The sequence below is a fragment of the Micromonospora echinospora genome (genome assembly GCF_014203425.1).
GTDB classification, from domain to species: Bacteria; Actinomycetota; Actinomycetes; order Mycobacteriales; family Micromonosporaceae; genus Micromonospora; species Micromonospora echinospora_A.
In genome coordinates, this window is sequence record NZ_JACHJC010000001.1 from 1117578 (window position 1) to 1143121 (window position 25544).

The following is a 25544-nucleotide window of genomic DNA, read 5'->3' on the forward strand; positions in this document are numbered from 1 at the left end:
GGTTAAGGTGACGCCATGACTCCTCTGGACCTGCTCGACATCGATGCGTCGCTCAGCGAGGAGGAGCGGCAGATCCGCGCCGTCGTGCGCCAGCTCGTGACCGACCGGGTACGCCCCCACGTCGCCGGCTGGTACGAGGACGGCCAGGTCCCGGCGCGCGAGCTGGCCCGCGAGTTCGGCAAGCTCGGTCTGCTCGGCATGCATCTGACCGGGTACGGCTGCGCCGGCGCGTCCGCCGTCGCGTACGGGCTGGCCTGCCTGGAACTGGAGGCCGGCGACTCGGGCGTCCGCTCGCTGGTGTCGGTGCAGGGATCGCTGGCCATGTACGCCATCTGGCGCTTCGGCAGCGAGGAGCAGAAGCAGCGCTGGCTGCCCGCCATGGCGACCGGCGAGGCGATCGGCTGCTTCGGGCTCACCGAACCCGACCACGGCTCCGATCCAGGGTCGATGGCCACCCGTGCCCGCCGCGACGGCGACGACTGGATCCTCAACGGCAGCAAACTGTGGATCACCAACGCCCCGATCGCCGACGTGGGCGTGATCTGGGCGCGCACCGACGAGGGCGTGCGCGGCTTCGCCGTACCCATGGACACGCCGGGGGTGACGGCGCGCGAGATCCGGCACAAGATGTCGCTGCGCGCGTCCCTGACCGGCGAGATCGCGCTCGACGACGTCCGGCTGCCGGCGGACGCGCGACTGCCCGAGGCGATCGGGCTGAAGGCGCCGCTGGGGTGCCTGACCGAGGCCCGGCACGGCATCGTCTGGGGCGCGCTCGGCGCGGCCCGCGACTGCCTGGAGACCGCCCTGGAGTACGCGACCACGCGCACCCAGTTCGGCCGCCCGCTCGCCGGTTTCCAGCTCACCCAGGCCAAGCTGGCCGACATGGCGGTGGAGTGGAACAAGGGGATGCTGCTCGCGCTGCACCTGGGCCGCCTCGCCGACGCGGGCACGCTGCGGCCCGATCAGGTGAGCGTGGGCAAGCTGAACAACGTGCGGGAGGCGCTCGCCATCGCCCGGCAGTGCCGCACGATCCTGGGCGCGAACGGCGTCTCCGGCGAGTACCCGGTGATGCGGCACGCCAACAACCTGGAGAGCGTGCTCACCTACGAGGGCACCTCCGAGATCCACCAGCTCGTCATCGGCCAGCGGCTCACCGGCCTGTCCGCGTTCGCCTGACCTGCGGTTTCACCCGATCGGGGCGCTCGGCGAGCGACTGTCGCACGGTGGCCGTACCGTCATTGTCAGTCGATGTGTCGGACGAGGACGGTGAGGGCGATGGCCCGCGACGGTGACATCAACGAGCCCACCCGGGAGTTCCCGGACTACCCCACCAGCGAGTCCCTTCGCGACCGGGCGGAGGGCTCGCCCGACCCGGACCGCGAGCCCGGTCCGGGAGTCCCGCCGTCGGGCGGCGGCGCGGCACGTGGCCTGCTCTGGGTGCTCGGCGCGGCGGCTCTGGCGGTGGTGGTGCTGCTCGGCGTGCAGGCCACCGGTCTGCTGCCCGACTTCCGCAATCCGTTCGCCAAGGAGCAGACCGACCGCAGCCAGCCGCCACTGCTCAAGTCGATCCGTGACCTGAGCCGCTACGTCGCCGCCGAGGGCAACTTCCAGGTCGTGGTCGACGTGCAGAACGACAGGCGCAACGTGCCCGACTTCCTGCTCAACGAGCGCACGCTGTTCGTCGGGGCGGGCCGCGTCGAGGCGTACGTCGACTTCGCGAAGATCGCCGACGGCGCCGTGGTCGTCTCCGAGGACGGCAAGTCCGCCGAGATCAAGCTGCCCGCGCCGCAGCTCGGCGAGACCGACCTGGACATGGACAAGAGCTACGTGTTCGCCGAGCAGCGCGGCCTGATCAACCGGCTCAACGACCTGGTGGCCGGCGACCCCAACCGGCAGCAGCAGGTATACAAGCTCGCCGAGGACCGGATCACCGCGGCGGCCCGGGACAGCGGGCTCGCCGCCCGCGCCGAGGAGAACACCCGCAAGATGCTGGAAGGGCTGCTGCGGTCCCTCGGCTACGAGAAGGTGACAGTCACCTACACGGCTCCCTGATCTTCATGCGCTGACGCCGCGCGCCCGCCCCGATCGTCCGGGGCGGGCGCGTTCGCGTGCCGGTGTGCCGGCTTCGTGTCGCGTCAGCGGGTGGCGAGGTAGCGGTCCTCGTTCGGCATCAGAACCCACAGGATCAGGTAGATGATCACCTGCGTGCCGGGCAGCAGCAGCGACAGCAGGAACAGCAGCCGGACCATGCCGGCCGACATGCCGAACCGCTGCCCCAGGCCGGCGCAGACACCGGCGATCATGCGCCCCTGGCGGGGCCGGACCAGTTTGCGACTCATCGTCGTCTCCCACTTCTGCGGCGATCCGCCGCGCTGATTCCACGGTAGAAAGGGGTGCGCGCCGCGCCCTCGGCCCCGAGGATGATCGGCGACCCGGGCACCCGTAGGTGCATACCCCGGACCATCCCCATCGACTCGCCCGCGAAGATTCCCCGCCCGCCGCCGCGCGGCGTCTACGGTCACGCCGCTCCTGCTCCTGCGATCTTGCACTTGAGGCCCCGGCCGCGCCCCATTTGCGGTGGATTGACGGGGCCGGAAGTGCAAGATCGCGGGAGTGGTGGGGGTGGTGGGCGGCCGGGAGCATCGTTCGGTCGGGTGTTGCTTCGGGTGCGTTTCGTGTGGCGAGACAGGTGTTCCGGTTGGTGGGATTGGTCGAGATCTTGGTAGGAGAGGGCCCCTGTGGGGGCCGTTTGGTTCCAAGATCTCTCGGGGTCGGTCGCGGGTGCGGCGATCTTGGAGTTGTGGCAGTTCGCGAAAGCCGTAAACCTGTCCATCCTGGGTGCCACAACTCCAAGATCGACGGGGAGGAGGGCGGGCGGTTGCTGCGGGGTGGGCATGCGGCGGAGTGGGGGCGGGTATTCATGAGGGCGGGGTAGGCTCGCCGGTCGGGCGCCCCCACCCCGGGCGCCGGCCGTCCACCCGCCTGGCGGGCGCGGCAACCCACGCACCGGCTCGGATCCGCACAACGGGGACGACGGCGAGGAAGCAGCACATGATCAGTGTTTTCGATCTTTTCAGCGTCGGTATCGGGCCGTCCAGCTCGCACACCGTCGGGCCGATGCGGGCCGCCCGTACGTTCGTGGCGGGCCTGAAGGCCGACGGGCAGCTCGCCGACGTGGCGCGCGTACGGGCGGAGCTGTTCGGCTCGCTCGGCGCGACCGGGCACGGGCACGGCAGCGGCCGGGCGGTGCTGCTGGGGCTGGAGGGCGAGGTCCCGGAGACTGTCGACACCGACTCGGTGGGGCCGCGTGTGGAGCGGATCCGCACGCAGCGGCGGCTCGACCTGTTCGGCAGCCAGGGGATCGACTTCGACCCGGACGCCGACCTGGTGCTGCACCGCCGGCGCTCGTTGCCGTACCACCCGAACGGGATGACGTTCGCGGCGTACGACGCGGCCGGGAACGAGGTGCGGTCACGCACGTACTACTCGGTCGGCGGCGGCTTCGTGGTGGACGAGGAGGCGGCCGGGGCGGACCGGATCAAGCCGGACGCCACCCGGGTACGGCACCCGTTCCTCACCGGCGCGGAGCTGCTCAAGGTCACCACCGACACCGGGCTGTCGATCAGCGAGGTGATGCTCGCCAACGAGCTGTCCTGGCGCAGCGAGGCGGATGTCCGCGCGGGGCTGCTGGAGATCTGGCGCGTGATGCGCGAGTGCGTGGAGAGCGGCTGCACGCGTGACGGCGTACTCCCGGGTGGGTTGAAGGTCCGGCGGCGCGCGGCCGAGATGCGGCGCAGCCTGGAGGCGGAGACCGGCAGCCAGGACCCGCTGCGCGCGATGGACTGGGTGACGTTGTTCGCGCTGGCGGTCAACGAGGAGAACGCGGCCGGTGGACGGGTGGTCACCGCGCCGACGAACGGCGCCGCCGGGATCATTCCGGCCGTGCTGCACTACTACACCCGGTTCGTGCCCGGCGCCTCCGAGGAAGGCGTGGTCCGGTTCCTGCTGGCCGCGGGCGCGATCGGCGTGCTGTTCAAGGAGAACGCCTCGATCTCCGGCGCCGAGGTGGGCTGCCAGGGCGAGGTGGGGTCGGCGTGTTCGATGGCGGCGGCCGGGCTGGCCGAGGCGCTCGGCGGTACGCCGGAGCAGGTGGAGAACGCCGCCGAGATCGGCATGGAGCACAACCTGGGGCTGACCTGCGACCCGGTGGGTGGCCTGGTGCAGATCCCGTGCATCGAGCGCAACGCGGTGGCCAGCATCAAGGCGATCACCGCGGCCCGGCTGGCGTTGCGTGGCGACGGGGTGCACCACGTGTCGCTGGACAAGGTCATCAAGACCATGCGGGAGACCGGCGCGGACATGAAGGTCAAGTACAAGGAGACCGCGCGGGGCGGGCTCGCCGTCAACGTGATCGAGTGCTGACTCCGTTGGAGTGACCCGGCGCGGACAGCAGTCGCGCGGGTACGAGAAGGCGCGACCATGATGCGGTGACGTCAGGCGTCGCGGCGCTCTGGTCCGCCCGCACCTCGCTGCGCATCCTGGTCCGGCGGGATCTCGCGGTGAAGTACCAGCAGTCGGTGCTGGGCTACTTCTGGTCGCTGATCGAGCCGCTCGGCATGGGCCTGATCTACTGGTTCGTCTTCGGCGTGCTCTACTCCGGCGCGACCCGGCGGCACCTGGGCGAGGCGGCCGGCTCGTACCCGCTGTTCCTGATCACCGGGATCTTCGCCTGGATGTGGGCGAGTTCGGCGCTGACCGAGGCGGCGAACGCGCTGACCGGGCAGTCCCGGCTGATCACCACGATGAACCTGCCCCGGCCGATCTTCCCGATCGGGCGGGTCACCGGTCGCTTCGCCGAGTACCTGGCCGGGCTGCCGATCCTGGTCGCCGTGGCGGCGATCTACGCGAGCCAGGGGAGGATCCGGCCCGGGTGGAGCCTGCTCGCCCTGCCGCTCGCGGTGGCGGTGCAGTTCGTGCTGCTGGTGGGCCTGGCGCTGCTGCTGTCGGCGGGCAACGTGCTGATGCGCGACATCGAGCGCACCATGCGGTTGATCATCCGGCTGTTGTTCTACGCCACGCCGATCATCTATCCGCTCGACCTGGTCCGGGAGTCGGGCATGCCGGGCTGGCTCAAGATCGGGTACGAGCTGAACCCGCTGGTCGGGATCTTCCAGCTGCACCACGCGGTCTGGTACCCGGACGAGTTCCCGGACGCCCGGCTGCTCATCATCACGGTGTCCGGCAGCGTGGCGGTGCTGGCGCTCGGCTGGTGGGCGTTCCACCGCCTCGAACCGGCAGTGCTGAAGGAACTCTGATGGCCCCGATCATCGAGGCGGACGGGCTCGGCATCCGGTTCGTCCGCAACCGGCGCCGTCAGCTGCGGCTGCGGGAGCTGATCGTGCACCGGGGCGCCCGCGACCCGGACGCCGGCCGGTTCTGGCCGTTGCGCGACCTGTCGTTCCGGGTCGAGCCGGGCGAGACGGTGGGCGTGGTGGGGCGCAACGGCACCGGCAAGAGCACGCTGCTGCGGCTGATCGCCGGCGTGCTCATCCCGGACGAGGGCTCGATCCGGGTGCACGGCCGGGTGGCGCCGCTGCTCGAACTGTCCGCCGGGTTCTCCGGTGACCTGACCGGCCGGGAGAACCTGTACCTGGTGGGTGGGCTGCACGGACTGTCGTCGGCGTACCTACGGGAACACTTCGACGAGATCGTCTCGTTCGCCGGTGAGCAGGTGGAACGCGCCATCGACACGTCGGTGCGGCACTACTCGTCGGGGATGAAGGTGCGGCTGGGCTTCGCGGTGATCGCGCACCTGCCGCACCCGGTGCTGCTTGTGGACGAGGTGACAGCGGTCGGGGACGCGGAGTTCCGCGCGAAGTGCTATGCGACCATCGAGCGACTTCTCGCGGAAGGGCGCACGCTGGTGCTGGTGTCACACAACGACAAGGACCTCACTCGGTTCTGCCGTCGGGGGCTCTACCTCGACGCCGGACGGCTGATCGTCGACGGGACGATCGACGAGGCGCTGGCGGCCTACGCCGACGCGGCGAAGCGGTGACGCTCGCGATCGTGCTCGCGGCCGACCCGGCGGCGGGCCACCCCACCGAACCCGGCCGAGCCGCCGGGGAATCGCTCACCGAGCGCCTGGCGGCGCAGTGGCGTCGGGCCGGGGCGGACGACGTGCGTATCGCCGCCGACCTGACCGAGCTGGCCGACCTGGTGGCCGCCGCGACCGGCCCGGTGCTGGTGAGCGGCGCGGACCTGGTGGCGCACACGGCCGTACTCAGGCATCTCGCGACCAGCCCGGTCGGGCCGACGGTGGCGCTGGTGCTCACCGATCCACCCGCTCCCGGGCAGGCGACGGTGCGCGAGGAACGCGGGCAGGTGGTCGAGGTCGACGCCGACGACGCGAGCGGCGTGTTCGGCGGCGCGCTGCGGGTGGGCGCGGCCGACCTTCCGGCGCTCGCCGACGCCGCCCGCCGCGCCGCAGACGGCGGGCCGCTGGGCGCGGTGGACCGGCTCGTGGCCGACCTCGCCGCGCGGGGCACGCTGATCTTCGCCCAGAGGGTACGTCTGCTCGTGGCGCACCGGGTCGGCGACGAGACGCAGCGGGTGGCGGCCGAGGCGGCGGTGGCCGCCGTCGACGAGGACCGCGCCGAGTTGAAGCTGTCGGTGAAGGAGCGGGACGACTTCTTCACCACGTTCTTCGTCAGTACCTGGTCCCCGTACGTCACGAAGGCGGCGGCGCGGATCGGGATCGGGCCGACCGGGGTCACCATGGTCTCGGTGGCGTTCGCGGTGGCCGCGGCGGTGCTGTTCGGCGCCGGGGGACGGCCCGCGCTGGTGGCCGGGGCGGTTCTGCTCTACCTGGGGTTCGTGCTGGACTGCGTGGACGGGCAGCTCGCCCGCTACACCCGGCACTTCAGCGCCTGGGGCGGCTGGCTGGACACGATGGCCGACCGGTTCAAGGAGTACGTGGTCTACGCCGGTCTCGGTTTCGGGGCCACGCACGCCGGGTTCCGGTACGGCTGGGCGCTGGCGCTGGCAGCGATGACGTTGCAGACCGTGCGGCACATGACCGACACCTGGTACGGGGCGCTGCACGACGAGGCGGCCCGGCGGCCGAAGGTGGTGACCGCTGACGCGGGCGGCATCGGCGGAAAGCTGAACGCCGCGTCGACGCGGGTGCAGGCGGACACCGGCTCGGTGTCGTACTGGCTGAAGCGCACAGTGGTGTTCCCGATCGGGGAGCGGTGGGCGCTGATCGCGATCGCCGCCGCGCTGTTCGGTCAGCTGGTGGCGCTGGTCGCGGTACTGGTCTGGGGTGCGCTGGCGTTCGCGTACACCGGGGGGTTGCGGACCTTGCGGGCGCGGTGGATGCGGGTGCCGGTGATGGCCACTGTGGACGCGGCTCTGCACCGCGACGACGGCGTGCTGGCGCGGACGCTGCCGACCACGCGGCGGCCGCTGCTGCTGGCGGTGCTCGGCGCGCTCGGCTCGGCGGGGACGCTGGTGTGGGCGCTGCTCGCGGTGCACGGCGGCGGCGACCTGCCGGTCTTCGTGCCGGTGCTCGCGCTGGTGCTGCTGCTGGGCGCCGCGCAGGCTTCGCGGGCGCCGCACGACGGGTCGCTGGACTGGCTGGTGCCGGCCGCGTTGCGGGCCGCCGAGTACCTGTTCGCCATCGCGGTCGGGGTGGCGGGCCGGGCGCCCGCGTGGCTGATCTTCGGGTACGTCCTGGTGCTGACGCTGCACCACTACGACCTGACCGCCCGGCTGGAGAAGCGGCAGTCGGCGCCGCCGCTGCACGCCGCCACGCTGGGCTGGCCGGGGCGTTCCCTGCTGCTGGCAATCGGGCTGATCGCCGGATATGCGAGTATCGCTCTGGCTACACTCGGTGCGTACCTTCTCGTGGTTTTTGTCGCGAGCGTGGTCCTCGCCTGGGTGGTCCTGCCGGCCCGCGCCCATGGGGGTGTGCGCTCGCCGGGCTGACGGAGGGCGGGCCGGGGTGACCTTGATCAGCTTCGTCGTACCGGCCTTCAAGGTGCAGGGCTACCTGCGGGAATGTCTCGACTCGATCCTCGACCAGCCGTTCGGCGACATCGAGGTCATCGGTGTCGACGACGCCTCCCCTGACGACAGCGGCGAGATCCTGGCCGAGTACGCGCTGCGCGACCCCCGCGTGCGCCCGGTCCGGCTCGCCGAGAACGTCGGGCTCGGTCCGGCCCGCAACATCGGGCTGGACCGGGCCGTCGGCGAGTACGTGTGGTTCGTCGACGGGGACGACTGGCTGGTGCCCGGCTGCCTGCCGCACGTCGCCGACCGGCTCCGCGACACCGCGCCGGACGTGCTGATCGTGGACCACGTCCGGGCGCACTGGAACAACATCGGCACCCGCAGCGCGATGCGCGACGTGTTCCCGGTGCCGCCGGGCGCGACGACGTTCGCGCTGCGGGACCGGCCGGAGACGCTGAAGCTGCTGCACACCGCGTGGAACCGGGTGGTGCGGCGGGAGTTCCTGATCGAGCGCGGGCTGCGCTTCGAGCCGGGCTGGTACGAGGACGTCTCGTTCAGCTATCCGGCGCTGATGGCCGCCGGGCGGATCGGCGTACTCGATCGGATCTGCCTGAACTACCGGCAACGCCGCACCGGCGCGATCACGAAGACCCGGGGGGACCGGCACTTCGAGGTCTTCGCGCAGTGGCACCGGGTGTTCGGGCTGATGGACCGCTGGAAGGTGACCGGGCTGCGCCCGGCGGTCTTCGAGCGGATGATCTGGCACTACCTCACGGTGCTCGGCAACGGCGACCGGATCGCGCCCGAGCTGCGGGCGCCGTTCTTCGCCCAGATGCACGCCGACTACGTGCGGTTCCTGCCGCCCGAGGGCTATCCGGTCCCGCCCGGCCCGGAAGGGCTCAAGCACCGGCTGGTGGCGGCCGGCCGATGGCGGACGTTCAGCGCGTTGCGCGAGGCGCACCAGGCGGGAGAGACGGCCCGGCGGACCGCCCGGCGGGCCCGGCGGCGGGTCGCACCCGTGGTGCGGCGTACCGCCCGGAGGGCCCGTGACCTGGCGCTGGGCGAGTACTACCGGGCCGAGCTGCACCGGCCGGTCGACCCGACGCTCGCCGTCTACGCGGCCTACTGGTACCGGGGTTACTCGTGCAACCCGGCCGCGATCTACGAGGCGGCCCGCCGGCTCGCGCCGCAGGTGCGTGGCGTGTGGATCGTCCGCCGCGACCGGGTGGCCACGTTGCCGCCCGGCGTCGAGTACGTGGTGGCCGGCACCCGCGAGTACCACCGCGTCCTGGCCCGTGCCCGCTGGCTCGTCAACAACGTCAACTTCCCGGACTTCGTCCGCAAGCGGCCCGGTTCGGTGCACGTGCAGACCCACCACGGCACGCCGGTCAAGGTGATGGGCCTGGATCAGCAGCGCTACCCGGTGGGCGCGGTGGGGATGAACTTCGCCGGCCTGCTGCGCCGGGTGGACCGCTGGGACTACAGCATCACGTCGAACAGCTTCTCGACGCAGATGTGGGAGCGGGCGTACCCGGCGGACTACACCACGCTGGAGGTCGGCTACCCGCGCAACGACCGGCTGGCGCTGGCCACCGCCGAGGACCGCGGCCAGGTCCGCGCCGCGCTGGGCATCGCACCCGACGAGTACGTGGTGCTGTACGCGCCGACGCACCGGGAGCACCTGCCCGGGTGGCGGCCGCCGTTCGACCCGGACCGGATGCTCGACGTCCTCGGGCCCCGGGGCCGGCTGCTGATGCGCAGCCACTACTTCCACGACCGGGAGCGGCGCCCCGGGGGACCGGCGGCGGACGGCGTGCTGGACGTGAGCGCGTACGACCGGGTGGAGGACCTCTACCTGGCGGCGGACGTGCTGATCACCGACTATTCCTCGGCGATGTTCGACTACGCGGTGCTGGACCGGCCGATAGTGGTCTACGCGCCGGACTGGGACGCCTACCGGGTGGCCCGTGGTGTCTACTTCGACCTGCTGGCCGAGCCGCCGGGCGCTGTCGCGCTGGACTTCCCCGGGCTGCTCGACGTGTTCCGTTCCGGCGCTGTCGACGACGAGGCGGCCGAGCGGGCCCGGACGGCGTTCCGGTCGCGGTTCTGCGCCCTGGACGACGGGCACGCCGCCGAGCGCGTGGTGCGCCGCGTGTTCCTCGGCGAAACGCCGTAAAAGCGGCTACTCGCTGGTCACTTAAGCGTGGAGTCCGGCGAACACCGCTTAATAGGACTGTCACGAGCCGAACATGGCACGTTTACCCGATGTGCGGATCAGATGATCCTGGTCACAGTCATTCCCGGGTTTGGGGAGAGAAAACTGGGGAGGTGGCGGTGGCGACCGTCGCGCTCAAGGATGTCACCAAGGTGTTCCCGGATGGAACAGTCGCGGTCGACACCATCAATCTGGACGTCAACGACGGCGAGTTCATGGTGCTGCTCGGCCCGTCGGGCTGCGGGAAGTCGACGGTGCTGCGCATGGTCGCCGGGCTGGAGGACCCGTCCTCCGGCGCGATCATGCTCGGCGGTGAGCTGGCGAACGACCTGCCGCCACGCGACCGAAAGATCGCCATGGTCTTCCAGGACTTCGCGCTCTATCCGCACATGACAGTCGGCGACAACATCGGCTTCCCGCTGCGGCTCTCCGGCGTCGAGCCCGGCCCGCGCGGTGAGCGGATCCAGGACGTGGCGAGCGCGCTCGGCATCGGCGACGTACTCGCGCGTAAGCCAAGCCAGCTCTCCGGCGGCCAGCGGCAGCGGGTCGCCATGGGGCGGGCGATAGTGCGCCGGCCCGGCCTGTTCCTGATGGACGAGCCGCTGTCGAACCTGGACAGCGGACTGCGCGCCGAGCTGCGCGCCGAGATCTCCGGCCTCACCCGCGAACTCGGCGTCACCACCATCTACGTCACCCACGACCAGGCCGAGGCGCTGACCATGGCCGATCGGGTGGCGATCATGCGCAAGGGCGTGCTCCAGGACGTGGGCACCCCCACCCAGGTGTACGGCCGTCCGGCCACGCTCTACGTCGCCGCGTTCCTCGGCAGCCCTCGGATGAACCTGCTGGAGGCGTCGGTCTACGTCCACCTCGACCGGTACGTCGCGCTGAACCTCGGTGAGCAGTCGCTCTACCTGCCCTGGGACGACATCCGCAGCCGGGCGGTGGCGCACTACCACGGCGAGCGGATCGTGGTCGGTATGCGTGCCGAGGCGCTCACCCCGGTCGCCCCGGACACCGCCGGTGACGTGCTGCACGGGCGCATCCGCTTCCTGGAGCACCACGGGCACGAGTCGCTCGCGTTCCTCGACATCGGCGCCACCGCGATCGTGGTCGACGAGATGGGCACCGCTGTCGAGCAGGCCGCACCGGGCCAGCGCGGCCTGCGCCGGTTCAACCAGGTGATGCAGCGGCTCACCGGGCGTGCGACGGAGTCTTCCGCGCCCGCCCCGGAAGCCGGCGGGGGCGGCGGCAACCGGACGAGCGTGCTGCCCGACCCGGGCCGCCACCACCGCCGTCCGGCGGAACTGGCGGTACGGCTGGCGCCGTACCCGCAGGTGTCGCCCGGGCACCCGCTCGCCGTGCAGGTGCGGATGGACGCGCTGCACTTCTTCGACGAGCGAGGCGACCGCATCGACGTCGGCTGGCGGTGAAAGGAGGGGCACCCTGTTAACGCCTCCGGTAGAGGAAGGGCCCCTTATTAACAACCGCCGCCCGGAGGGACGGGCCGGTGACGGCGGTACGGGCCCCAGCCGACGAAGCGGGCGAACATGTCGGCCGGGGCGGGCGCGTCGTTCGGGTTCAGCCGGTAGAGGTCGCGCGTCGCCTCGTACAGCAGGCCGCACAGGTAGATGGACAGCCCGATCCGGTTGTCCTCGTACTCGCTGCGCAGCAGCAGACGGGCCGTCGGGCACGGCCACGGCTGGCCGCACGCCCGGCAGCACCACATCGGACGCAGCGGCGTGTGCGGGGTGGCGTGCAACGGGTACGGGCGGGGGCGATCCGGCGTCGGCCCGTCCGGCGGCTGCCCGAGCTGGTGGCTGATCATCGAGGCTCCTCGTGGTGGCCGTCTCGCCGGTTGCCGGCGTCGCCGCCGCGCTGCTCCGGGGCGGACCAGCGACCGCCGTTCGCCCGCCACTGCTGGGCCGGGGTGAGGTTGCCGACCCGGCCGGGGCCCATCGTCGGGAGTGGACGGGTAGGTTGCCGCATCCACTCCGGCAGGTTGTCGCCCCGTACCCGCTGGGGCAGTGTCGGTGCCGACGCACCCCGGCAGCGGAACCAGCGCAGTCGCACGGCGCAACTCCTCTCGGTAGCGGGAACCGGACGAATTCGGCTCCACTGCGTGACAGTCTCGTCACCGCGCCGCTAGGGTCGGAAGGCGTTCCACCCCCACCTTCCTGGCCGTCCGACCGGCCGATTTCCGTGTGCAGCCGTGTGCAGAGGTGTGCAGATGATCCGTGTGCCGTTGTGGGAACTGTTCGCCGGTGAGCTGCGCCGGTTACGTACCGATGCGGGGCTGACCCAGGAGGCCCTCGGCGAGCGGGTGAGCTATTCGGCGTCGCTGGTGGCGGCCGTCGAGCAGTGCCGCCGCGCGCCGCGCGCCGAGTTCACCGAGCGCTGCGACGAGGTGCTGAACGGCGGCGGCCTGCTGGTGCGGATCCGGGACGCGCTGATGCAGGAGGCGCTGATGCCGTGGTTCCGCGAGTGGGTGAGCATCGAGCAGGAGGCGACGGCGTTACGCAGCTTCCAACCGCTGGTGGTCCCCGGTCTGTTGCAGACCGAGGAGTACGCACGCGCGCTGCACGAGGGCGCGAGCCCACTTGTCGGCGACGCCATGGAGCAGCAGGTGGCCGCGCGGATGGCGCGGCAAGTGGTGCTGGACCGCCCGGCGCCCCCGCAGTTCGTGGCGGTGCTCGACCATTCGGTGCTCACTCGCGCCGTCGGCGGCCCGAAGGTGATGCGGGAGCAGTTGTCGCACCTGGTCGAGGTGGGTCGTCGGCCTCGCGTGCACCTGCACCTGGTGCCGGAAACGGTCGGTGCCTATCCAGGGCTCAACGGTGCTTTCGTGCTCGCCACCCCGGCCGACGGTGACGACGTGGGCTACCTGGACAACCAGTTGCACGGCACGATTGTGGAGCGACACGCGGACGTAAAATCACTGCGGCAAACCTGGGAGTCGGTGCGCGCGGAGGCTATGCCGCACGGGGCGACTCTGGCGGCGATCACGGAGGCGGCGAAGCGATGGAGTTGACCGGCGCGATCTGGCGCAAGAGCACCCGCAGCAGCGGCAACTCCGGCGACTGTGTCGAGGTGGCGGACAATCTGCCCGGCGTGGTGGGGGTGCGGGACAGCAAGGACCGGCCGGGGCCGGCGCTGACGTTCACGCCGTCGAGCTGGGCGGCGTTCGTCGCGTACGCCAAGCGGGGTTAGGCAGCGACCGCCGTCGTCGGCGGTCCGCCGTCACGGCGCGAACGGCCACTCCTCGAACGACAGGCACCGGCCGTCCTCGGCGAACCGCATGATCCAGAGGTCGCGCCACTCCTGATGGACGGGGTCGCCGTACCGGACATGCACCCGTGCCACAGCGGTGTCGCCGTCGACCGCGACGACCTCCGAGGTCATCTGGAAGACCTCGTCGGGTCCGTCGCGCTCGCTGTCCCACATGCGGACGATGGCGGGCAGGCCGACGACCGGCTCCCGGTACGGGCCCTGCTGGTAGGTCGCGTCGGGCGTGAACATCGTGCCGAGCGCCGCCGTGCCCGGTGTGCGCCACGCCTGCTCGTACGCCTCGATCCAGGCCGCCACCCGATTCCTGTCCATGGTTGCCAGCCTGCCATCCAAGGCCGTCCGGATCTCCCACATCGGCCGCCCGGGGTCGTCGTTGTGCACGACGACGTCGGCGTGCTCGGCCGGGCGGGCAGTGGCGAAGTAGAGCCGCTGGGCGGGAAGGTAACGCTCGCGCCAGCGCCGTTCGACGTCGGCCCGGGACGACACCGGGCTCTCCCGGACCACCGCCCGCTCCACGGTACGGTCCAGCGCTGTCGACACGAAGACGCGCAGCTCCCACCGGTCGACCAGTTCCGGGCGCAGGAGGAAGACCCCGTCGAACACCAGCACGGCGTCGGCGGGGGCGGTCGTGGGCGACCGGGACAGCACCGTATCGGTGGCGTGGTCGTAGACCGCGTGCCGGAAGCGCCTGTCGCCGCCCGGGCCGAGCGGGTCGAGCAGCACCCGGTTCAGCGACTGGTGATCGTGGGTGTCGACGTAGCAGCCCTCGGCCGAGTACTCGCCGCGCCGGTAGCGCTGGGCGCGGGGGAAGAGGAAATCGTCGACTGTCGCGCGGATGACGTACCGGCCCTGGGCGCGCAGGACGGCGGCCAGCTCGTCGGCGAGCGTCGTCTTGCCGGCGGCGGGCGGCCCGTCGACGGCGACCCGGGTCGGGTGCGCCACTGTGACGGACCCGACCGCGTCGGCCAGGAGGCCGATCAGCTGATCGCGGCGGGGATAAATGGATTGCCCCTGCGCCGGGCCGGGAGTTTGACTGCCGTCCATGCCGTCCCCCTCACCGGTCTTCGTCGCGGGCACTGGCCGTTCCGGCACGTCGCGGATCGCCGACGTCATCGGCCAGCACCCGCTGATCCACCGGATCCCGATGGAGACCAAGTTCCTCGTCGAACCGGGTGGCCTGCGGGACCTGGCCGACGCGCTCACCGAACGGTACGACCCCATCGTCGGTGAGGACGCCCTGCACCGGCTGAGCGACTTCCTCACCGTACGGGTGCCCGGACGGCGTGACGATCGTGGCAAGACCGTGCCCGAGCTGGTCGGCGAACGGCGCTACCGGGACGCCGTACACCAGCTCTGGCCGCAGGTGATCGCGCACGCCTTCGAGGAGCCCGCGCCCGCGGCGGGCTTCGGCGACGGCGACCGGCCCGCCGGGCCGTTCGGGCCGGTCAGCCGCCGACGGGTCGTCCCGAGGTATTTCCGTGACCGGGCCGAGTTGATCGCCGTTCTGCGCGGCCTGGTCGAGACGCTGTTCGGCGGGGCGGCGGCCGACGCGGGCAAGCCGACCTGGTGCGAGAAGACGCCGTTCAACCTCTTCGCCATGGACTTCCTCTGGGAGTTGGTCCCCGAGGCGACGATCGTGCACATCAAGCGTCACCCGGTCTCGGTGCTCGCCTCCCACCTCGCCCAGTCATGGGCGCCGTCCGCCGTCGACGGTGCGCTGGCCTACCTCGTGCCTATCTACGACCGGTGGCTGACCTGGAGGAACGCGACCGACCTGACGAGCAGGCGGTACGTCGAGGTGAAGGCGGAGGACCTGGCGGCCGACTGGGCCGGGCAGCGGCGCGCCCTGTTCGAACGGCTCGGCGTCGAGGACGCCGTCACTGCGTTGACGTTCCAGGCGGACAAGCTGGCGCACCGCGACGACCAGTTCGACGCCGGCACCCGCGCTTACGTCGAGCGGGAACTGGGCGAGATCATCCCCGCGATGGGATACGAGTGACGGCCGCGATGTCGAGGGCCGGCCGCGCTGTCCGGAGCTGACCGGCTCGATCAGGTGATGCGGCTCCGGATCACGCCTTGCGGCGCAACTCGCGGAGCACGCCGTGCCGGCGGAGCGCCCACGCCAGGCGCCGCGCGCCGGGGTGCCGGACGAACAGCACCGCCGCCCGGCGGATCAGCCCGAACCGGTTGTCGCTCACCTGGTCGTCGACCGCCCGCCAGATCAGCTCGCGGACGTGGGCGCTGTCCAGCATCGCGCGCACCTCGTGGCGTACCCGGGGGTCCTCGGCCGCGGACGTGACGGCGGTGACCAGACCGGGCCGGTCGGCGAGCGGTTCCACCGCCGCGGCGACGAGCGGCCGGCGTACGGTGTCCCGCTCCAGCAGCAGCAACACCGCCTCCCGGACCTCGGTGCTGTCGAGCCCGGACCGCAGCAGGCCCAGCGCGCTCCGCTCGACCTCGCGGTCGCGGTCCGGAAGGGACAGCGCGGCCAGCAGCACTGTCACCTCGTCGAGGTCGACGAGGTGACGCAGCCCTTCGCGGAACTCCGGCAGCGCCCACGCCACCGTCAGCCCGCGTGCGAGATCGCGGTTCATGGGCCACTCGCTACCCGGAGTCGGCAGCCGTCGAAACGCCGTCAGTCGTTGCCATGTCGCTTAACTGGTGTTCTACTTAACCATAACAATCTGACGGAGGGTCACCAGGGTGATCAACTTTCATGTCGACCGGTCCAGCAGCGTCCCCGCGTACGCCCAGCTGGTGCGGCAGGTCCGTGAGGCGCTGCGGATCGGGACGCTGCGGCCCGGAGACCAGCTCCCCACCGTGCGCAGCGTGGTGACCTCGTGCACCGTCAACCCGACCACAGTGCTCAAGGCCTACCGGGAGCTGGAGCTGTCCGGCCTGGTGGAGGCGAGGCAGGGGGCGGGCACGTTCGTCAGCGGAACGCTCGGGCACGCCGATCCCCACGTCATGGCCCGCCTGCGCGGCAGCCTGGCCCGGTGGCTCGGCCAGGCCCGCGAGGCCGGTCTGGAGGACGAGGACGTCCAGGCGCTGCTCGCCTCGGTGATCGCGGAGAACGCGACACCCGCGAAGAGAGAGAACGCGGAGGGCGCGGCGTGAGCGGCGAGCCGGCCGCCGTCGAGGCGCGTGACCTGAGCCGGCGCTACGGCGCCGTGTGGGCGCTCCGGGAGTGCTCGTTCGCACTGCCCGCCAACCGGGTCGTCGCGCTGGTCGGCGCGAACGGCGCGGGCAAGTCCACGCTGCTGAGCATCATCGCCGGCACCCTGGCGGCCACCAGCGGCACGGTGCTTGTGCATGGCCGGCCGATGGTGCGGGGCGGATCCGTCGACGGCGGCAGCCGGGTGGCGATCCTGGCCCAGGACAAGCCGCTCTACCGCGACTTCACCGTGTCGGACATGCTCCGCTTCGGCCGCTCGACGAACCGCGTGTGGGACCAGCGGCGGGCGCTGTCGTGGCTCGACCGCTTCGCCGTCCCGCTGGACCGGCGCTGCGGCAAGCTGTCCGGCGGGCAGCGGGCGCAGGTCGCGCTGGCGGTCGCGCTCGGCTCCCGCCCCGCGGTGCTGCTCCTGGACGAACCCCTCGCGAACCTGGATCCGCTGGCCCGCGTCGAGGTGACAGGCGAGCTGCTGGCGGAGGTCGCCGACGACGACATGACAGTCGTGCTGTCGACCCACATCGTCGCCGAGCTGAGCGGCGTCGGTGACCACCTGCTGCTGCTCGACGCCGGTCGGCCCGTCCTCACCGGCGACGTCGAGGAGCTGCTCGACAGTCACGTCCGGCTGACCGGGCCCCGGGCCGACCAGCCACCCGGGCCGGGCGTGGTCGTCCAGGCGCAGCACACCGGCCGCCAGTCCACCTTCGTCCTCAGGCGGCCGGCGGCACCGGCGGCGCACGCGGTAGTGGCGCCCGGCTGGACCGCCCGGCCCATCACCCTGGACGAGCTGATCCTGACCCACCTCAGAGCGTCGGCCGCCGCGCCGCACGAGCGGAAGGCAGTCGCATGAGCCCGGTCGGCCAGCTGTCCGCACCCACGAACCGACGGAACGACCCCGGGTACGCCGGGGGCGTACGCGGTCTGCTCTGGCTGACCTGGCGTCAGCACCGCTGGACGGTGATCGGCACGCTGGTCCTGGCCGCGGTCCTGGTGGGCTGGATGACCTACCTGTCCGTGGAGCTGACGAGCCTGTGGCACCAGTGTCACGAGACCTTCTGCGCGGAGGAGTCGCCACAGGGCCGGCGGCTCGGCGGCTCCTCCAGCCTGGTTCTCACCCTGGCCGTCCTGTCGCAGGTGGTGCAGTGGATGCCGCTGCTGATCGGCGTGTTCGTCGGCGTCCCGGTGCTGACCAGGGAACACGAGCAGCGCACCCTGCTGCTGGCCTGGAGCCAGGACGTCTCCCCGCAGCGGTGGCTCTGGACCCGGCTGGCCCTGCTCGGCCTGTTCGTGGCGGCGGTGACCTCGGCCGTCGCCGGTGTCAGCGACCACCTGGAGCGGCTCCAGGCCCGGGTCGCCCCGGTGAGCCTGTTCGAGTACGGGCCGTTCCTCAACACCGCGATGCTTCCGGCCGTGATCAGCCTCTGCTGGTTCGCGGTCGGCGTCGCGCTCGGCGCTGCGATCAAACGCACGCTCCCGGCCGTGTTCGGCGTGGTCGTGGGCTTCGTCGGCCTGACCTATCTCGTCCGGTGGCGCTACCCCACGCTGATGGAGCCGCTGACCGTGCACCGCGTCATCGGCGGGCCGGGCGTGGGTGTGCTGCGTGACAACGCCCTGGTCGTCGACGGCGGCATGATCGACTACGGAATCGACGGGCCGTCCGGCGCGTTCGACCCCTCCGGGCGTGAGCTCAGCGGAGTCGAGCTGCAACGCCTCTGCCCGCCCGACAACGGCAGTGGCCGGACGATCGCATGCTTCGCCGAGCACAACCTTCAGCAGCACCTCCAGTACCAGCCGGGCAGCCGGATCCCCGAGTTCCACCTGATCGTCGCCGGCGGCTATCTGGGTCTCACCGCGCTGGCGCTTCTCGTCGTCTGGTGGATCGTCCGCCGCACCGACCTCAGCGCGGGCTGACCAGGGAATCGGCCTTGCCGGTGTTGTTACCGGCGAGTAGCGTTCGGGCATGAGCATCGACTCTCGCCAGGTGGCGGCCGGTCTCCTCGACGCCGTGCCGTTCGCCCGCACGCTCGGGATCGAGTTCGTCGAGGTGGCGCCCGAGGCCGAGGGCGGGGTCCGTGTCGTGGCCCGGCTCCCCGACATCGCGGCGCACCACAACCACCTCGGCGGCCCGCACGCCGGGGCCATGTTCACGCTGGGGGAGAGCGCCTCGGGCGCGGTCGTCCTGGTCGCATTCGGGCACGTCCTCGACCGGGCCGTACCCCTGCCGGTGACCGCTTCCGTGCACTTCCGCAAGATCGCGATGGGGCCGGTGCTGGCGACCGCGCGACTCGGCGGCGTACCCGCCGAAGTGCTGGCCGAGCTGGACGCCGGGCAGCGGCCCGAGTTCCCGGTCGAGGTCGAGGTGCACACCGAGGACGGCACGCTCACCTCCTCGCTCACCGTGATCTGGACGCTGCGTCCGAACCGCTGACCCGCGAAGTGTGGTTGCCCGGCGTGGGGCCTGGATAGATTCAAACGATGCTGGGCCTCCCCGCGCACGTGAGCGCGTGTCTCTTCGATCTGGACGGTGTGCTGACGCAGACCGCCAAAGTGCACAACGCCGCCTGGGCGGAGACGTTCGACGCGTACCTGCGGCGACGGTCCGTCGAAACCGGCGAGCCGTTCCAACCGTTCGACCCCGGACCGGACTACAACCGTTACGTGGACGGCAGACCGCGCGCCGACGGGGTGCGCACATTCCTGACCTCGCGCGGCATCACCCTGCCCGAGGGCTCGCCCGACGACCCGCCCGAGGCGGACACCGTCAACGGCCTCGGCAACCGCAAGAACGTCGTCCTGCTCCAGCACATCGAGCAGCACGGCGTCGAGGCGTACGAGGGCTCGGTGCGCTACCTGGAGGCAGCCACCGCGGCCGGGCTGCGGCGCGCGGTCGTCTCGGCCAGCGCCAACTGCGCCGCCGTGGTGCACGCCGCCGGGCTGGACCACTGGCTGGAGGCGCGGGTCGACGGCGTGATCGCCCGCGCGAACGGGCTGCGCGGCAAACCGGACCCGGACACCTTCCTGGAAGGCGCGCGGCTGCTCGGCGTCGAACCGTCGCAGGCCGCCGTCTTCGAGGACGCCCTCGCCGGCGTGGCCGCCGGACGGGCCGGCGGATTCGGGTACGTGATCGGCGTCGACCGCGTCGGCCAGGCCGACGAGCTGCTGGCGCACGGCGCCGACGTGGTGGTCACCGACCTCGCCGAACTGCTCGCAGCGGAGCCGGCCGCGTGATCCGGGAACGGGCGTACCCGGTCGAGCCCTGGCACGTCCGGGAGGTACGGCTCGACATGGACGTGCTGGCCCAGTCCGAGTCGGTGTTCGCACTCTCCAACGGGCACATCGGGCTGCGCGGCAACCTCGACGAGGGCGAGCCGCACGGCCTGCCCGGCACCTACCTGAACTCCTTCTACGAGCTGCGCCCGCTGCCGTACGCGGAAGCCGGCTTCGGCTTCCCCGAGTCCGGGCAGACCATCGTCAACGTCACGAACGGCAAGCTGATCCGGCTGCTCGTGGACGACGAACCACTCGACGTCCGCTACGGCGAGGTGCTCGCCCACGAGCGGGTCCTCGACCTGCGCGCCGGGACGCTCCAGCGGGACCTGCACTGGCGCTCCCCGGCCGGGCAAGAGGTCAAGGTCCGCACCACCCGGCTGGTGTCGTTCACCCAGCGTTCGGTCGCCGCCATCCACTACGAGGTGGAGCCGGTCAACGGGCCGCTGCGGCTGATCCTCCAGTCCGAGCTGGTCGCCAACGAGTCGCTGCCGCCGCAGAGCCGCGACCCCCGGGTGGCAGCCGTGCTGGAGTCGCCGTTGCAGGCCGAGGAGGAGCTGACCACCGACGACGGCGGCCTGCTCATCCACCGGACCAAGGTCAGCGGCCTGCGGGTCGCCGCCGCCATGGGCCACGACGTGCACGGCCCCGAACGCACCACGATCGAGAGCGAGGGGTACGAGGACTGGGTCCGCACCACCATCGGCTGCGTGCTCAAGCCCGGCGAGAAGCTGCACGTGATCAAGTACCTGACGTACGGCTGGTCCAGCCGCCGGTCGCTGCCGGCGCTGCGCGACCAGGTCGGCGCGGCGCTGGCCGCGGCCCGGCTCGACGGCTGGGACGGGCTGCGCCGGGCCCAGCGGGAATACCTGGACGCGTTCTGGGACGCCGCCGACGTGCGGGTCGAGGGCGACCCGGAGGTGCAGCAGGCCGTTCGCTTCGGCCTCTTCCACGTGCTCCAGGCCGGCGCCCGCGCGGAACGGCGGCCGATCTCGGCCAAGGGCCTCACCGGTCCCGGGTACGACGGCCACGCGTTCTGGGACACCGAGATGTTCGTGCTGCCGGTGCTCACGTACACCCAGCCCGGCGCGGTGCGCGACGCGCTGCAGTGGCGGTACGCCACGCTCGCCCAGGCCCAGGAGCGGGCCCGCACGCTGAACCTCGACGGTGCCGCCTTCCCGTGGCGCACCATCGAAGGGCCGGAGTCGTCGGCGTACTGGCCGGCCGGGACCGCCGCGTTCCACATCGCCGCCGACGTCGCCGACGCGCTGCGCCGCTACGTGCTGGTGACCGGCGACGAGACGCTGGAACGCGAGATCGGGCTGGAACTGCTTGTCGAAACCGCCCGGCTGTGGCGCTCGCTCGGCCACCACGACCGCGCCGGACGGTTCCACATCGACGGCGTGACCGGCCCCGACGAGTACACGGCGGTGAAGAACGACAACGTCTACACCAACCTGATGGCGCAGCGGAACCTGCGTACCGCCGCGGACTGCGCGATGCGCTACCGGGACCAGGCCCTCGACCTCGGCGTCACCGAGGAGGAGGCCGCCGCCTGGCGGGACGCCGCGAACGACATGCACGTGCCGTACGACGCCGAGACCGAGGTGCACGAGCAGGTCGAGGGGTTCACCCGGTTCCAGGAGTGGGACTTCCAGCACACGCCGCCGGAGAAGTACCCGCTGCTGCTGCACTACCCGTACTTCGACCTCTACCGCAAGCAGGTCGTCAAGCAGGCCGACCTGGTGCTCGCCATGCACTGGCGGGGCGACGCCTTCAGCACCGCCGAGAAGCTGCGCAACTTCGTCTACTACGAGCGGCGCACCGTACGCGACTCGTCGTTGAGCGCCTGCACCCAGGCGGTGCTCGCCGCCGAGGTCGGCTTCCTCGAACTGGCCCACCGCTACCTGCGCGAGGCCGCGCTGATGGACCTGCACGACCTGAACGAGAACACCCGCGACGGCGTGCACATGGCATCCCTGGCCGGCGCCTGGATCGCGCTCGTCGCCGGATTCGGCGGGCTGCGGGACCACGACGGGACGCTCTCCTTCGCGCCCCGGCTCTCCAGCCGCCTCAGCCGGCTGGAGTTCTCGCTCCAGTGGCGCGGGATGCGACTACGCGTCGACGTGCGGCCGCACCAGACGACGTACTCGCTGCGCAACGGCGGCCCGGACACGGTGGTGGAGCTGCGGCATCACGGCGAGCCGCTGCGGATCACCTCGGCGCAGCCGGTCACCGTGCCGATCCCGCCCGAGCACCCGAGCGAGCCGCAGCCGGAGCAGCCGCAGGGCCGCGCGCCGCTGATGCACCTGCCGGAACGCATGTAGCGGTCCCGCCACGACGGGCGGGACCGCTACGTACGCGTACCTCAGAACTGGCGGCCGTTCGACGGACGCCCGCCGGCGTCGCGCGGCGCCGTGGCCCGCGCGTCGTCGGCGGTACGCGCCGTCGCGGCGCGGTCGGCCCACTCCGGCGAGCCCTCAAGCTCCTGCTTGCGGCGCTCCTGGTCGGTGAGTTCCTGTTCCCGGGACCTGTCCTGTTTCGCCATGACGATCCTCGCGATCCGTCGGGGTCCGTGGTCACCCCGCGCGTTCCCGCCCGGCGGCGGATCAACCGTCCAGGTGGCGGGCGAAACTGCGCCGCAGGTGGTCCTTGGGGCGGGAGCCGACGATCGAACCGACCACCTCGCCGTCCCGGAACACCAGCATCGTCGGCGCGGACATGATCCGGTGGGCGCGGGTGGTCGCCGGGTTCTCGTCGGTGTTGAGGGTGACGAAGCGCAGCGCGTCGCCGAACTCGTCGGCCAGCTCGACCAGGTGCTTCGACACCACCCGGCACGGCGGGCACCACTCGGCCCAGAAGTCGACCACCACCGGCCGGTCGGCGGCCAGCACGGTGGCCGCGAAGGTGTCGTCGGTGACCGGGGTCAGTCGGCCGGTCCCCGTGTCCTGAGGCATGTTTCCTCCCGTTGGGCGATCGCGTGGGCGAGCTGGTCGTGCAGCCGGCGGCGGACGTCGCCGAGCCGGTCGAGGTAGTCGTCCACCTCGGCGAGCTTGCGCCGCAGCACCGCCACCGAATCGGGGCAGACGTCACCGGAGTCGTTACCGGCACGCAGGCAGGCGACGAACGGACGGATGTCGTCCAGGCCGAAACCGATCGCCAGCAGGGACCGGATCTCGCGGACGACGCGCAGTTCCGCCTCGTCGTAGACCCGGTACCCGTTGGCGGACCGGCCCGACCGGACCAGGCCGTGAGTTTCGTAGTAGCGCAGGGTGCGGGTGCTCGTACCGGCCCGCCGCGCCAGCTCCCCGATCCGCATCCGCCGCCCCCGTCCCTGCCTGTAGGTCGACGCTAAACCTTGCCGCCGACGTCAACGCAACCCCGCACGCGTCGGCCTCCCCGCTGGCTGTCCCCGTCGATCATGAAGTTGACGGCGTTGTGGATCTCCAAATCTGCCGCCAACTTCATGATCGACCCTGTAGCGGCGGGGCTGGGGTGGCGTCCCCCGTGGTTTTGCCCGGATGGCGTGATCATGAAGTTGGCGGGGTGGGGGAGCGCTTTCTGGGCCGTCAACTTCATGATCGTGCGGCTGGGGGGTATCGGGTGGGCGGGGGTGGAGGGATATGCGTGAGGTTTCGGTGCCTGTGGTGGACGGAGGGCTCGTCGGGGATGTCAGCGTGCCCGGCAACGCCGGTGGGATGGTGCTGTTCGCGCACGGGAGCGGCAGCTCGCGGCACAGCCCGCGCAACATGGCCGTCGGGCGCGCGCTCAACGAGCGTGGGCTGGCCACCGTGCTGGTCGACCTGCTGACCGCCGACGAGGAGGCGCGGGACGAGGTCACCGCCGAGCTGCGCTTCGACATCGGCATGCTGGCCGAGCGCCTGGCCGGGATCGTCGACTGGATGGGCGCCGACCCGGAGCTGGGGCAGCTCCCGGTCGGGCTGTTCGGGGCCAGCACCGGCGCCGCCGCCGCCCTGGTCGCCGCGGCGACCCGGCCGGACCGGGTGGGCGCGGTGGTCTCCCGGGGCGGCCGGCCCGACCTGGCCGGCAGCTCACTGACCGGGGTACGCGCACCGACGCTGCTGCTCGTCGGCGGCCTGGACGAGCAGGTGATCGTGCTCAACGAGCAGGCCCGGGACGCGCTCGGCGAGGTGGCGGAGCTGCGGATCGTGCCCGGCGCCACGCACCTGTTCGAGGAGCCCGGCACGCTGGAGCAGGTGGCCGAACAGGCCGGCACCTGGTTCACCACCCACCTGCGCCAGCCGCACCCTGCCTGAGCGCTGTGCCGCCCGCACCACCGGCGGCCGGCCGGCCCTCGTCCAGCGGCTTCGGCGGCCCGGCTCAGCTCGCGGCCTCGACGGCGCGGCTGTCATGCCGCGGCTTTCGACGGCCCGGCTGTCAGCCGGTGGCTTCGGCGGTGCGGCCGGGTTCGGCAGCCGGGCCGGGACCGATTGCGCGCTTCGCCGCGGCGGCGCGGTGTTGCTGCACGGTGTCCAGCACCCGCCAGAGCACCGCCGCGATCGGCACCGACACGAACGCACCGGCCACCCCGGCTACCAACGTGCCGGCGGTGACCACCACCAGGATGACGGCCGGGTGCAGCTGCACCTGCCGCCGCATCACCAGTGGTTCCAGCAGGTTGCCCTCGATCTGCTGGACGGCGATCACGGCGGCGAGCGTGAGCAGGGCGGTAGTGGGGCCGTTCGCGGCCAGCGCGACCAGTACCGCCACCGCGCCGGCCACCGTGGCGCCGATGATCGGCACGAAGCCGCCGAGGAACGTGATCAGGGCGAGCGGCAGGGCCAGCGGGACACGCAACACGACCAGCGCCAGCCCGATGCCGAGGGCGTCGATCGCCGCGATGATCATCGTGCCCCGGCTGTATGCGCCGAGCGTCCGCCAGCCTGCGCGGCCCGCCTCGGCGGTCAGCTCCCGGCGCGGGCCGGTCAGCCGGCGCAACACCCAATGCCACATCGAGCGGCCGTCCTTGAGCAGGAAGAACAGCAGCACCAGCGCGAGCAGGATCGCGCCGGCCACCTCGGCGACCTTGCGCGCACCGGCCACCGGGTCGGGAGTGCCGCTGCTCAGGCCCTGCCGGATCTGCTCCACCAGCCGGTCGAGCTGCTGGTCGGTGACCGGCAGGCTGGAGGTGACGAAGTCGCGGGTGCGCTGCAGCCCTTCGTCGAGCTGCTGGCTCAGCTCGCTGAACTGGCTCGCGGTGAGATTCCAGACCAGGACACCGGCACCGCCCAGGATGCCGAGCAACAGCAGGATGCTGAACAGGGCGGCGAGCCCGGCCGGCACCCGCAGCCGGCGCAGGCGTACCAGCACCGGGTCGAGCAGCGCGGCGAGGAACAGCGTGCCGGCCAGCGCAACCGCCAGCGGCGCGAGCAGCACCGCGATCTGCCCGAGCAGCCACAGCCCGGCGGTCACCACCAGGAGGCAGGCGCTCCAGGTGACAGCGGTCCGCACCGGCCAGGGCAGTCCCGCCCAGGTCTGCCGCGGGCCGGTCGTCGGTGCCGGCCGCGTCGGCTCGGATCCATCAGCGTCCACGTCGCCTCCTCGATCGTGGCCGTTGGTACCCGACGG

General features: G+C 71.9%; 27 protein-coding genes and 1 pseudogene. 18 read left to right on the forward strand and 10 right to left on the reverse strand.

Going from position 1 to position 25544, the window contains the following annotated elements; all coding sequences use genetic code 11:
• Positions 1-15: 15 nt before the first annotated feature.
• Together FHU28_RS05400 and FHU28_RS05405 are read left to right on the forward strand one after the other, a co-directional pair.
• A complete protein-coding gene (locus tag FHU28_RS05400; RefSeq protein WP_184681469.1) occupies positions 16-1176 on the forward strand; it encodes an acyl-CoA dehydrogenase family protein in 1161 nt (386 codons plus the stop codon).
• Positions 1177-1275: 99 nt separating this feature from the next.
• A complete protein-coding gene (locus FHU28_RS05405) occupies positions 1276-2052 on the forward strand; it encodes a DUF4230 domain-containing protein (protein WP_184681471.1) in 777 nt (258 codons plus the stop codon).
• A gap of 83 nt (positions 2053-2135) precedes the next feature.
• Here the strand turns inward: FHU28_RS05405 and FHU28_RS05410 are convergent, their stop codons facing one another.
• Positions 2136-2339, reverse strand: coding sequence for a PspC domain-containing protein (locus FHU28_RS05410; RefSeq protein WP_030503550.1), 204 nt, complete (start codon positions 2337-2339; stop codon positions 2136-2138).
• Between the two features lie 712 nt (positions 2340-3051).
• Here FHU28_RS05410 and FHU28_RS05415 point away from each other — a divergent pair.
• The 6 genes from FHU28_RS05415 (at position 3052) to FHU28_RS05440 (ending at position 11661) form a co-directional block, all read left to right on the forward strand.
• The gene (locus FHU28_RS05415) at positions 3052-4422 is read left to right on the forward strand and encodes an L-serine ammonia-lyase (protein ID WP_184681473.1); all 1371 of its coding nucleotides are present in this window, start codon (positions 3052-3054) and stop codon (positions 4420-4422) included.
• Positions 4423-4487: 65 nt separating this feature from the next.
• A complete protein-coding gene (locus tag FHU28_RS05420) occupies positions 4488-5315 on the forward strand; it encodes an ABC transporter permease (protein ID WP_184681475.1) in 828 nt (275 codons plus the stop codon).
• Positions 5312-6058, forward strand: coding sequence for an ABC transporter ATP-binding protein (locus FHU28_RS05425; RefSeq protein ID WP_184689259.1), 747 nt, complete (start codon positions 5312-5314; stop codon positions 6056-6058). Before FHU28_RS05420 ends, FHU28_RS05425 begins: the two co-directional genes overlap by 4 nt.
• Entirely contained in the window at positions 6055-7989 is a 1935-nt protein-coding gene (locus FHU28_RS05430) for a DUF5941 domain-containing protein (protein WP_376700647.1), read from the forward strand. The genes FHU28_RS05425 and FHU28_RS05430 overlap by 4 nt, the downstream gene beginning before the upstream one ends.
• Before the next feature lie 16 nt (positions 7990-8005).
• Positions 8006-10189, forward strand: a complete 2184-nt coding sequence (locus FHU28_RS05435) for a bifunctional glycosyltransferase/CDP-glycerol:glycerophosphate glycerophosphotransferase (RefSeq protein WP_184681477.1) — start codon at positions 8006-8008, stop codon at positions 10187-10189.
• Between the two features lie 158 nt (positions 10190-10347).
• A complete protein-coding gene (locus FHU28_RS05440; RefSeq protein WP_184681479.1) occupies positions 10348-11661 on the forward strand; it encodes an ABC transporter ATP-binding protein in 1314 nt (437 codons plus the stop codon).
• Positions 11662-11708: 47 nt separating this feature from the next.
• Here the strand turns inward: FHU28_RS05440 and FHU28_RS05445 are convergent, their stop codons facing one another.
• Together FHU28_RS05445 and FHU28_RS05450 are read right to left on the reverse strand one after the other, a co-directional pair.
• Positions 11709-12056, reverse strand: coding sequence for a hypothetical protein (locus FHU28_RS05445; RefSeq protein WP_073825983.1), 348 nt, complete (start codon positions 12054-12056; stop codon positions 11709-11711).
• Positions 12053-12301: a hypothetical protein gene (locus FHU28_RS05450; RefSeq protein WP_184681480.1), complete on the reverse strand. Its 249-nt coding sequence runs from the start codon at positions 12299-12301 to the stop codon at positions 12053-12055. The genes FHU28_RS05445 and FHU28_RS05450 overlap by 4 nt, the downstream gene beginning before the upstream one ends.
• A gap of 157 nt (positions 12302-12458) precedes the next feature.
• On the opposite strand from FHU28_RS05450, the gene FHU28_RS05455 reads away from it, so the two are divergent.
• Complete coding sequence (locus FHU28_RS05455; protein ID WP_184681482.1) at positions 12459-13259, forward strand: helix-turn-helix domain-containing protein; 801 nt, start codon at positions 12459-12461, stop codon at positions 13257-13259.
• Positions 13250-13438, forward strand: a complete 189-nt coding sequence (locus tag FHU28_RS05460; protein WP_184681484.1) for a DUF397 domain-containing protein — start codon at positions 13250-13252, stop codon at positions 13436-13438. Before FHU28_RS05455 ends, FHU28_RS05460 begins: the two co-directional genes overlap by 10 nt.
• Positions 13439-13468: 30 nt before the next feature.
• On the opposite strand, the gene FHU28_RS32430 is transcribed toward FHU28_RS05460, so the two are convergent.
• Together FHU28_RS32430 and FHU28_RS32435 are read right to left on the reverse strand one after the other, a co-directional pair.
• Positions 13469-13870, reverse strand: a complete 402-nt coding sequence (locus FHU28_RS32430; protein WP_311773688.1) for a YybH family protein — start codon at positions 13868-13870, stop codon at positions 13469-13471.
• Positions 13862-14560, reverse strand: a pseudogene (locus FHU28_RS32435) (cytidylate kinase family protein); the annotation flags it as partial. The gene FHU28_RS32430 and the pseudogene FHU28_RS32435, both read right to left, overlap by 9 nt.
• On the opposite strand from FHU28_RS32435, the gene FHU28_RS05475 reads away from it, so the two are divergent.
• On the forward strand, positions 14559-15515 hold the full coding sequence (locus FHU28_RS05475; protein ID WP_184681486.1) for a sulfotransferase family protein: 957 nt from the start codon (positions 14559-14561) through the stop codon (positions 15513-15515). The pseudogene FHU28_RS32435 and the gene FHU28_RS05475 overlap by 2 nt on opposite strands.
• Before the next feature lie 70 nt (positions 15516-15585).
• Here FHU28_RS05475 and FHU28_RS05480 read toward each other — a convergent pair whose 3' ends face one another.
• Positions 15586-16110: a hypothetical protein gene (locus tag FHU28_RS05480; RefSeq protein WP_184681487.1), complete on the reverse strand. Its 525-nt coding sequence runs from the start codon at positions 16108-16110 to the stop codon at positions 15586-15588.
• A 109-nt stretch (positions 16111-16219) separates the two neighbouring features.
• On the opposite strand from FHU28_RS05480, the gene FHU28_RS05485 reads away from it, so the two are divergent.
• Genes FHU28_RS05485 through FHU28_RS05510 form a run of 6 tightly spaced genes read left to right on the forward strand, consistent with a single transcriptional unit; the run spans position 16220 to position 22282 of the window.
• Positions 16220-16633 (forward strand): GntR family transcriptional regulator, encoded by a 414-nt coding sequence (locus FHU28_RS05485; RefSeq protein WP_184681489.1) that lies wholly within the window; start codon positions 16220-16222, stop codon positions 16631-16633.
• A complete protein-coding gene (locus tag FHU28_RS05490; protein WP_184681490.1) occupies positions 16630-17538 on the forward strand; it encodes an ABC transporter ATP-binding protein in 909 nt (302 codons plus the stop codon). The genes FHU28_RS05485 and FHU28_RS05490 overlap by 4 nt, the downstream gene beginning before the upstream one ends.
• A complete protein-coding gene (locus FHU28_RS05495) occupies positions 17535-18599 on the forward strand; it encodes an ABC transporter permease (protein WP_184681492.1) in 1065 nt (354 codons plus the stop codon). Before FHU28_RS05490 ends, FHU28_RS05495 begins: the two co-directional genes overlap by 4 nt.
• Positions 18600-18648: 49 nt before the next feature.
• On the forward strand, positions 18649-19116 hold the full coding sequence (locus tag FHU28_RS05500; RefSeq protein WP_184681493.1) for a DUF4442 domain-containing protein: 468 nt from the start codon (positions 18649-18651) through the stop codon (positions 19114-19116).
• A 47-nt stretch (positions 19117-19163) separates the two neighbouring features.
• Complete coding sequence (locus tag FHU28_RS05505) at positions 19164-19916, forward strand: HAD family hydrolase (RefSeq protein WP_184681495.1); 753 nt, start codon at positions 19164-19166, stop codon at positions 19914-19916.
• A complete protein-coding gene (locus FHU28_RS05510) occupies positions 19913-22282 on the forward strand; it encodes a glycoside hydrolase family 65 protein (protein ID WP_184681497.1) in 2370 nt (789 codons plus the stop codon). Before FHU28_RS05505 ends, FHU28_RS05510 begins: the two co-directional genes overlap by 4 nt.
• 41 nt (positions 22283-22323) lie before the next feature.
• On the opposite strand, the gene FHU28_RS05515 is transcribed toward FHU28_RS05510, so the two are convergent.
• From FHU28_RS05515 to FHU28_RS05525, 3 genes are all read right to left on the reverse strand, one after another.
• Positions 22324-22503, reverse strand: a complete 180-nt coding sequence (locus FHU28_RS05515; RefSeq protein WP_184681499.1) for a hypothetical protein — start codon at positions 22501-22503, stop codon at positions 22324-22326.
• A 61-nt stretch (positions 22504-22564) separates the two neighbouring features.
• Entirely contained in the window at positions 22565-22912 is a 348-nt protein-coding gene (locus tag FHU28_RS05520; protein ID WP_221453120.1) for a thioredoxin family protein, read from the reverse strand.
• A complete protein-coding gene (locus FHU28_RS05525) occupies positions 22882-23274 on the reverse strand; it encodes a MerR family transcriptional regulator (RefSeq protein ID WP_184681502.1) in 393 nt (130 codons plus the stop codon). The genes FHU28_RS05520 and FHU28_RS05525 overlap by 31 nt, the downstream gene beginning before the upstream one ends.
• Positions 23275-23578: 304 nt before the next feature.
• Between FHU28_RS05525 and FHU28_RS05530 the strand changes: the two genes are divergently transcribed.
• The gene (locus FHU28_RS05530) at positions 23579-24232 is read left to right on the forward strand and encodes a dienelactone hydrolase family protein (protein WP_184681505.1); all 654 of its coding nucleotides are present in this window, start codon (positions 23579-23581) and stop codon (positions 24230-24232) included.
• 121 nt (positions 24233-24353) lie between these two features.
• Here FHU28_RS05530 and FHU28_RS05535 read toward each other — a convergent pair whose 3' ends face one another.
• Positions 24354-25508, reverse strand: a complete 1155-nt coding sequence (locus tag FHU28_RS05535; RefSeq protein ID WP_184681508.1) for an AI-2E family transporter — start codon at positions 25506-25508, stop codon at positions 24354-24356.
• Positions 25509-25544: the final 36 nt, after the last annotated feature.

Coding starts and splice junctions, on each gene's coding strand:
- FHU28_RS05480 (WP_184681487.1), bottom strand. CDS start 16,110: ATGAACCGCGATCTCGCACGCGGGCTGACGGTGGCGTGGGCGCTGCCG.
- FHU28_RS05500 (WP_184681493.1), top strand. CDS start 18,649: ATGAGCATCGACTCTCGCCAGGTGGCGGCCGGTCTCCTCGACGCCGTG.
- FHU28_RS05410 (WP_030503550.1), bottom strand. CDS start 2,339: ATGAGTCGCAAACTGGTCCGGCCCCGCCAGGGGCGCATGATCGCCGGT.
- FHU28_RS05515 (WP_184681499.1), bottom strand. CDS start 22,503: ATGGCGAAACAGGACAGGTCCCGGGAACAGGAACTCACCGACCAGGAG.
- FHU28_RS05505 (WP_184681495.1), top strand. CDS start 19,164: ATGCTGGGCCTCCCCGCGCACGTGAGCGCGTGTCTCTTCGATCTGGAC.
- FHU28_RS05405 (WP_184681471.1), top strand. CDS start 1,276: ATGGCCCGCGACGGTGACATCAACGAGCCCACCCGGGAGTTCCCGGAC.
- FHU28_RS05475 (WP_184681486.1), top strand. CDS start 14,559: ATGCCGTCCCCCTCACCGGTCTTCGTCGCGGGCACTGGCCGTTCCGGC.
- FHU28_RS05455 (WP_184681482.1), top strand. CDS start 12,459: ATGATCCGTGTGCCGTTGTGGGAACTGTTCGCCGGTGAGCTGCGCCGG.
- FHU28_RS05525 (WP_184681502.1), bottom strand. CDS start 23,274: ATGCGGATCGGGGAGCTGGCGCGGCGGGCCGGTACGAGCACCCGCACC.
- FHU28_RS05530 (WP_184681505.1), top strand. CDS start 23,579: ATGCGTGAGGTTTCGGTGCCTGTGGTGGACGGAGGGCTCGTCGGGGAT.
- FHU28_RS05495 (WP_184681492.1), top strand. CDS start 17,535: ATGAGCCCGGTCGGCCAGCTGTCCGCACCCACGAACCGACGGAACGAC.
- FHU28_RS32430 (WP_311773688.1), bottom strand. CDS start 13,870: ATGTGGGAGATCCGGACGGCCTTGGATGGCAGGCTGGCAACCATGGAC.
- FHU28_RS05445 (WP_073825983.1), bottom strand. CDS start 12,056: ATGATCAGCCACCAGCTCGGGCAGCCGCCGGACGGGCCGACGCCGGAT.
- FHU28_RS05400 (WP_184681469.1), top strand. CDS start 16: ATGACTCCTCTGGACCTGCTCGACATCGATGCGTCGCTCAGCGAGGAG.
- FHU28_RS05415 (WP_184681473.1), top strand. CDS start 3,052: ATGATCAGTGTTTTCGATCTTTTCAGCGTCGGTATCGGGCCGTCCAGC.
- FHU28_RS05520 (WP_221453120.1), bottom strand. CDS start 22,912: ATGCCTCAGGACACGGGGACCGGCCGACTGACCCCGGTCACCGACGAC.
- FHU28_RS05460 (WP_184681484.1), top strand. CDS start 13,250: ATGGAGTTGACCGGCGCGATCTGGCGCAAGAGCACCCGCAGCAGCGGC.